General features: G+C 66.0%; 7 protein-coding genes. 5 read left to right on the plus strand and 2 right to left on the minus strand.

The genetic code is table 11. The features are described 5' to 3' along the window. Positions 1–732, plus strand: a 732-nt coding sequence (locus ACDELDRAFT_RS18710; protein ID WP_005799580.1) for an META domain-containing protein, incomplete at its 5' end; no start/stop codon positions are given. 60 nt (positions 733–792) lie between these two features. Here the strand turns inward: ACDELDRAFT_RS18710 and ACDELDRAFT_RS18715 are convergent. After that, positions 793–1,716 carry a phosphoribosylaminoimidazolesuccinocarboxamide synthase gene (locus ACDELDRAFT_RS18715; RefSeq protein WP_005799581.1) on the minus strand — a complete coding sequence of 308 codons (924 nt, stop codon included), beginning with the start codon at positions 1,714–1,716 and terminating at the stop codon, positions 793–795. Between the two features lie 474 nt (positions 1,717–2,190). On the opposite strand from ACDELDRAFT_RS18715, the gene hpf reads away from it, so the two are divergent. The 3 genes from hpf to hprK all read left to right on the plus strand — a co-directional run bounded on the left by hpf (position 2,191) and on the right by hprK (position 4,098). Beyond that, positions 2,191–2,523, plus strand: coding sequence for a ribosome hibernation-promoting factor, HPF/YfiA family (gene hpf / locus ACDELDRAFT_RS18720; RefSeq protein WP_005799582.1), 333 nt, complete (start codon positions 2,191–2,193; stop codon positions 2,521–2,523). 110 nt (positions 2,524–2,633) lie between these two features. Then, entirely contained in the window at positions 2,634–3,101 is a 468-nt protein-coding gene (locus ACDELDRAFT_RS18725) for a PTS sugar transporter subunit IIA (protein WP_005799583.1), read from the plus strand. A gap of 40 nt (positions 3,102–3,141) precedes the next feature. Further along, positions 3,142–4,098: an HPr(Ser) kinase/phosphatase gene (gene hprK, locus ACDELDRAFT_RS18730; protein ID WP_005799584.1), complete on the plus strand. Its 957-nt coding sequence runs from the start codon at positions 3,142–3,144 to the stop codon at positions 4,096–4,098. Positions 4,099–4,299: 201 nt separating this feature from the next. Here hprK and fur read toward each other — a convergent pair whose 3' ends face one another. Continuing rightward, on the minus strand, positions 4,300–4,716 hold the full coding sequence (gene fur / locus ACDELDRAFT_RS18735; protein ID WP_005799585.1) for a ferric iron uptake transcriptional regulator: 417 nt from the start codon (positions 4,714–4,716) through the stop codon (positions 4,300–4,302). Between the two features lie 89 nt (positions 4,717–4,805). On the opposite strand from fur, the gene ACDELDRAFT_RS18740 reads away from it, so the two are divergent. Further along, positions 4,806–5,310, plus strand: a 505-nt coding sequence (locus ACDELDRAFT_RS18740; RefSeq protein ID WP_005799586.1) for an outer membrane protein assembly factor BamE, incomplete at its 3' end; no start/stop codon positions are given.

Consider the following 5,310-nt stretch of genomic DNA (forward strand, 5'->3'; position numbering starts at 1 on the left):
GCCAGCCAGGCGCCGCAGGCCGATGCCGTCATCACCGGCGTGGCGTGGACGCGCGAGCGCGTCATCCTTCCCCCCGACGTTGTCTTCGAAGCCACCCTGCTGGACGTGACCCAGCCGGAGCTGCCCCCGGTGGTGCTGGGCCGCCAGCGCAGCGCCTCGGCGGGACAGGCGCCCTATGCCATTGCCATTCCGTACCTGGCGGCCCGGTTCGCACCGCAGCGGCGCTACGAAGTGCGCGCGACCGTGACGCTGGAGGGGCGGCTGCTCATGGCCTCGGACCGGCGCCATCCCGTGCCGCAGGATGCCGCCTTCCGCCGTGTGGACGTGCCCCTGCAGCGCTGGCCCGCGCTGGATGCCACGGTGCAGGCCGAGGTGCCCCTCATGCTCACGCACTGGCAACTGACCGAGATCGAGGAAGAGGCCGTGGCCCAGCCTGCCCGGGGCGGGGTCGCACCGTACCTGGTCCTGCAAGCGGAGGAGGCGCGGGCGGCCGGCTCGGGCGGATGCAACCGCTTTTTTGCCGACTACGTGGTGCAGGGTGATCGGCTGCGTTTTGGCCGGGTGGATTCAGGCATCACGCTGTGCCTGCCGGGCAGCGCGGCCGAAACGCGCTTTTTCGACGCGCTGTCGCGCGTGGTGGGCTTTTGGCAGGAGGGCCCTCAGTTGCTGCTGCAGGGCGGCGACGGCAGGACGCTGCTGCGCTTCAAAGCGGTGCAGGCCGAGCCGCGCTGACGAGCTTGGCTATCAATAAGCGCCGCAACGCCGCAACGCCGCAGACCGCATGGCGCAACTTCAGCGGGCGGTGAGGCGCTCCAGGGCCTCGCGGTACTTGGCGGCCGTTTTCTCGATCACGTCTTGCGGCAGCCGGGGCGCGGGCGCGGTCTTGTCCCAGGGCTTGCCGTTGACCTTGGCCTGCTCGAGCCAGTCGCGCACGAACTGCTTGTCGTAGCTGGGCGGGTTCTCGCCCCGGGCCAGCGCCTGCGCATAGCCCTCGACGGGCCAGTAGCGCGAGCTGTCCGGCGTGAGCACTTCGTCCATCAGCACCAGCGTGCCGTCGGGCGCCAGGCCGAACTCGAACTTGGTGTCGGCAATGATCATGCCCTTGGTGAGGGCGATGGCGGCGGCCGCCTTGTAGATGGCGATGCTCAGGTCGCGGATCTTCGTGGCCAGGTCCCGGCCGATCATCTCGACCGTGCGCTCGAACGTGATGTTCTCGTCGTGCTCGCCCGCGGCGGCCTTGGCGGCGGGCGTGTAGATCGGCTCAGGCAGCCGGGCTGCGTTGGTCAGGCCCGCGGGCAGGGGCACGCCGCACACGGATTGCGACTCCTGGTATTCCTTCCAGCCGCTGCCGGCCAGGTAGCCGCGCACAACGGCCTCGACCGGAATGGGCTGCAGGCGCTGCACCAGCATCGAGCGGCCACGCACCTGTTCCACTTCGGCGGGGCTGACCACGCTTTCGGGCGCCTGCCCGGTGAGGTGGTTGGGGCAGATGTGGCCGAGCTTGTCGAACCAGAACAGTGCCATTTGCGTGAGCAGCGCGCCCTTGCCGGGGATGGGCTCGCCCATGATCACGTCGAAGGCAGAGAGGCGGTCGCTGGCCACCATGAGGATGCGGTCGTCGCCCACGGCGTAGTTGTCGCGCACCTTGCCGCGTGCCAGCAGGGGCAGGGAGGTCAGGGTCGACGTGTGCAGGGCAGAGGTGCTGGGCTGGGTCATGGTGGTGGTGCGGGCGCTGCGGAATGGGGGCAGCCCGGGCCCCGGGATTGTTAAAAATTGCGAGCGGCCTGGGTGGCTGCGGGCAGGCTGATTTTAGCGGCGGCGAGTGAGGGAATTTTGTGCAGCGGGCCGGCAAGACCCCCGGCGCAGCGCGGGTGTGGCTCGGCGCCGCAGTGGGCCCTGTCCCCTCGCGCTGGGGATGTCGGAGCACAAAGCAGGGTGCCCACTGCATGGCGATGCGCCGTGAGGGGCGGCCCCCTGGCGCATGGCCCTGGAACCTGAGCATTGTGCGCGCTTTTGGGGGTGCAGGCACCTTTGCCGGCATAACCCAGCAGCCCAAGGCGGTATGGGATTGCTTTTGCTTGGGCGCGGGGGCATAGTGAATTCACGTCAACGGATGCATCCAAGTTCGCCGGGCCGCTTCTCTGATCCAGGGCGGCATTTCTTTCACCGAGAGCCACAGGAGACTTATCTATGAACTTGACGATCAGCGGTCACCACCTCGAAGTTACCCCTGCCTTGCGCAGTTACGTCACTACCAAGCTGGATCGGATCACGCGCCATTTCGACCAGGTGGTAGACGTCAAGGTACTGCTGACAGTAGAGAAACAGAAGGAAAAGGAGAAACGGCAGCGAGCGGAATGCAACATTCGTGTCAAAGGGAGTGATTTGTTTGCAGAAAGCTCCCACGCCGACCTCTACGCCGCAGTGGACGAGCTGGTGGACAAGATGGACCGCCAGGTCGTGCGCCACAAGGACCGCATCCAGGAACACCACGACGCCTCCAAACGTGAAATGCACGCCTGAGCCCATGCAGGTACGACCTGCCGGCCGCAGCCGCCCTTTGGGCGGTTTTTTCTGCCCTGCTCTTTTCCCTCAGGGTTTCTGCCAATGTGTGCATAATTGTTTCCCTCACCATGAATCGACTCGCCTCCATCCTGCCCTCCGCTCAAGTGCTTGTGGGCGTTGACGCCACGAGCAAGAAGCGTGCTTTTGAAGAAGCGGGTCTCCTGTTCGAAAGCCAGCACGGTCTGTCGCGCGCACTGATCACCGACAGCCTTTTCGCGCGCGAGCGCCTGGGCTCCACGGGCCTCGGGCATGGCGTGGCCATTCCGCACGGCCGCATCAAGGGGCTCAAGGCGCCCATGGCGGCGGTGTTCCAACTGGCACAACCGATCGGCTTCGACGCACCGGACGAACTGCCGGTCAACCTGCTGATTTTTTTGCTGGTGCCCGAAGCTGCAACGCAAAAGCACCTCGAAATCCTCTCGGAAATCGCCGAGCTGCTCAGCGATTCGTCGCTGCGCGAAAAGCTCAAGGCCTGCGGCGATGCCTCGGAGCTGCACGGCATGATTGCCGGCTGGCAGTCCACCCAGGCCGCCTGAGGCGCTGCGGCACCCCTCCTTCCACCTTCGCTCGACTGCCTTGAAACCCAACGTCGTCAGCGCCGATGTCCTGTTCGAGGAGTTCCGGGGCACCCTGAAGTGGGAATGGGTGGCGGGCCTGGGCGCTTCCGAGCGCCGCTTCGACGAGGTGGCCGTGCGTTCTGCGCGCTCGGGCGCCGATCTGGTGGGCTACCTGAACTACATCCACCCGTACCGGGTTCAGATCCTGGGCGAGCGCGAAGTGGCGTATCTGACCAGCGCCTCGCCGGACGACTGCAAGCGCCGCATTGCCCGCATCGTCACCCTGGAGCCCCCGGTGCTGGTGCTGGCCGATGGGCAGACTGCGCCGGATGCGCTGCTGTCCATGTGCGAGCGCGCCCAGATCCCGATGTTCTCCACGCACGAGTCGTCGGCGTTTGTCATCGACGTGCTGCGGGCGTACCTGTCCAAGCATTTCGCCGATCGCACCACCATGCACGGCGTGTTCATGGACATCCTGGGCCTGGGCGTCATGATCACGGGCGAATCGGGCCTGGGCAAGAGCGAACTGGGGCTGGAGCTGATCTCGCGCGGCAACGGCCTGGTGGCCGACGACGCGGTGGACCTGTTCCGCATCAACCAGACCACCATCGAGGGCAAGTGTCCCGAGTTGCTGCAGAACCTGCTGGAGGTGCGCGGCATTGGCCTGCTCGACATCCGCGCCATCTTTGGCGAAACGGCCGTGCGCCGAAAGATGCGCCTCAAGCTCATCGTGCACCTGGTGCGCAAGGAGACCCTGGAGCGCGAGTACGAGCGCCTGCCCTACGAGCCGCTCACGCAGGACGTACTGGGCGTGCCCGTGCTCAAGGTGGTGATCCAGGTGGTGGCCGGGCGCAACATCGCCGTGCTGGTGGAAGCCGCCGTGCGCAACACCATTTTGCAATTGCGCGGCATCGACACCTACCAAGAGTTCGTGGAGCGGCACCGCCGCGCCATGGAACGCGACACGGGTGGCTAGCTTGCTTTGTATTTGATAGCTGCCAGCGCTTGGTGGATAAGCGCTGCAGCCGGTTGAGGCCAAAATTCTGCCGCAACTGGCGCGTCCTCTACGCCAGTGCTCCCGCGCAAGGGCCGCCAAGCTGTGCGAATGCCGTCTTCACTCCGTGCGCTGGGAGCGTCCGCCCTCTGAGGGGATGGCGCCGAAGGCGACGCAGGGGGCTTACTTCTTTGCGCAGTTGGCGCACTGTCCGTACAGCGCCATGGTGTGGTCCTGCACCAGCCATCCCTTGGCCTTGGCGATGGCCTGCTGGCGCTTTTCGATCTCGGGGTCGTAGAACTCTTCCACCTTGCCGCAGGACGTGCACACGAAGTGGTCGTGGTGCTGGCCTTCGTTGAGCTCATAGACCGCCTTGCCGCTCTCGAAGTTGCTGCGGATCAGGATGCCGGCCTGCTCGAACTGCGTGAGCACGCGGTAGACCGTGGCCAGCCCGATGTCCGAGCGCTCTTCCAGCAGGACACGAAAGACATCTTCGGCCGTCATGTGGCGCTGCGCGCCCTTCTGGAAAATCTCCAGGATCTTCAGGCGCGGCAGGGTGGCCTTCAGCCCCGTGCTTTTGAGTTCGTCGATATTCGTCATGACCGTGTCTTTCGTGCGTCGGCGGGCTCGACCAGGCCCGCAGGACCAGCCGCTACAATGGATTGATCATATCCTTACGACCCTTCTCCATGCCCGTCCAAGCCCATCGCAGCGCCCGTCTGGGCGTGACCTTGTTCATTGGCGCCTGCCTGACTGCCATGGCAGGCTGCAGCAGCCTGAATGGCGCCGGCAGCCGCCTGGCCAGCGTCGTGACGCCTTACCGGGTGGACGTGGTGCAGGGCAATTTCGTCTCGCGCGAGCAGGTCGAGGCGCTGCAGGCCGGCATGAGCCGCCAGCAGGTGCGCGACATTCTCGGCACGCCGCTGGTGACCAGTCTGTTCCATGCGAACCGCTGGGAATACGTGTTCACGCTCAAGCGCCCCGGCCAGGATATCGAGACGCGCAAGCTCACCGTGTTCTTCCAGGGTGACGTGCTGGAGCGCTTCGAGGGCGACACCATGCCGTCCGAGACCGAGTTCGTGGCGTCCCTCGGGTCGCGTTCCGGCAAGGGCAAGGTGCCCGTGCTGGAGGCCACTGAGGCCCAGCTCGCCCGCTTCCCGGCGCCCGAGCGGGCAGCCAAGGCGCCCCCCGCGC

Source organism: Acidovorax delafieldii 2AN (genome assembly GCF_000175235.1).
In the GTDB taxonomy this organism is placed as follows: Bacteria; Pseudomonadota; Gammaproteobacteria; order Burkholderiales; family Burkholderiaceae_C; genus Acidovorax; species Acidovorax delafieldii_B.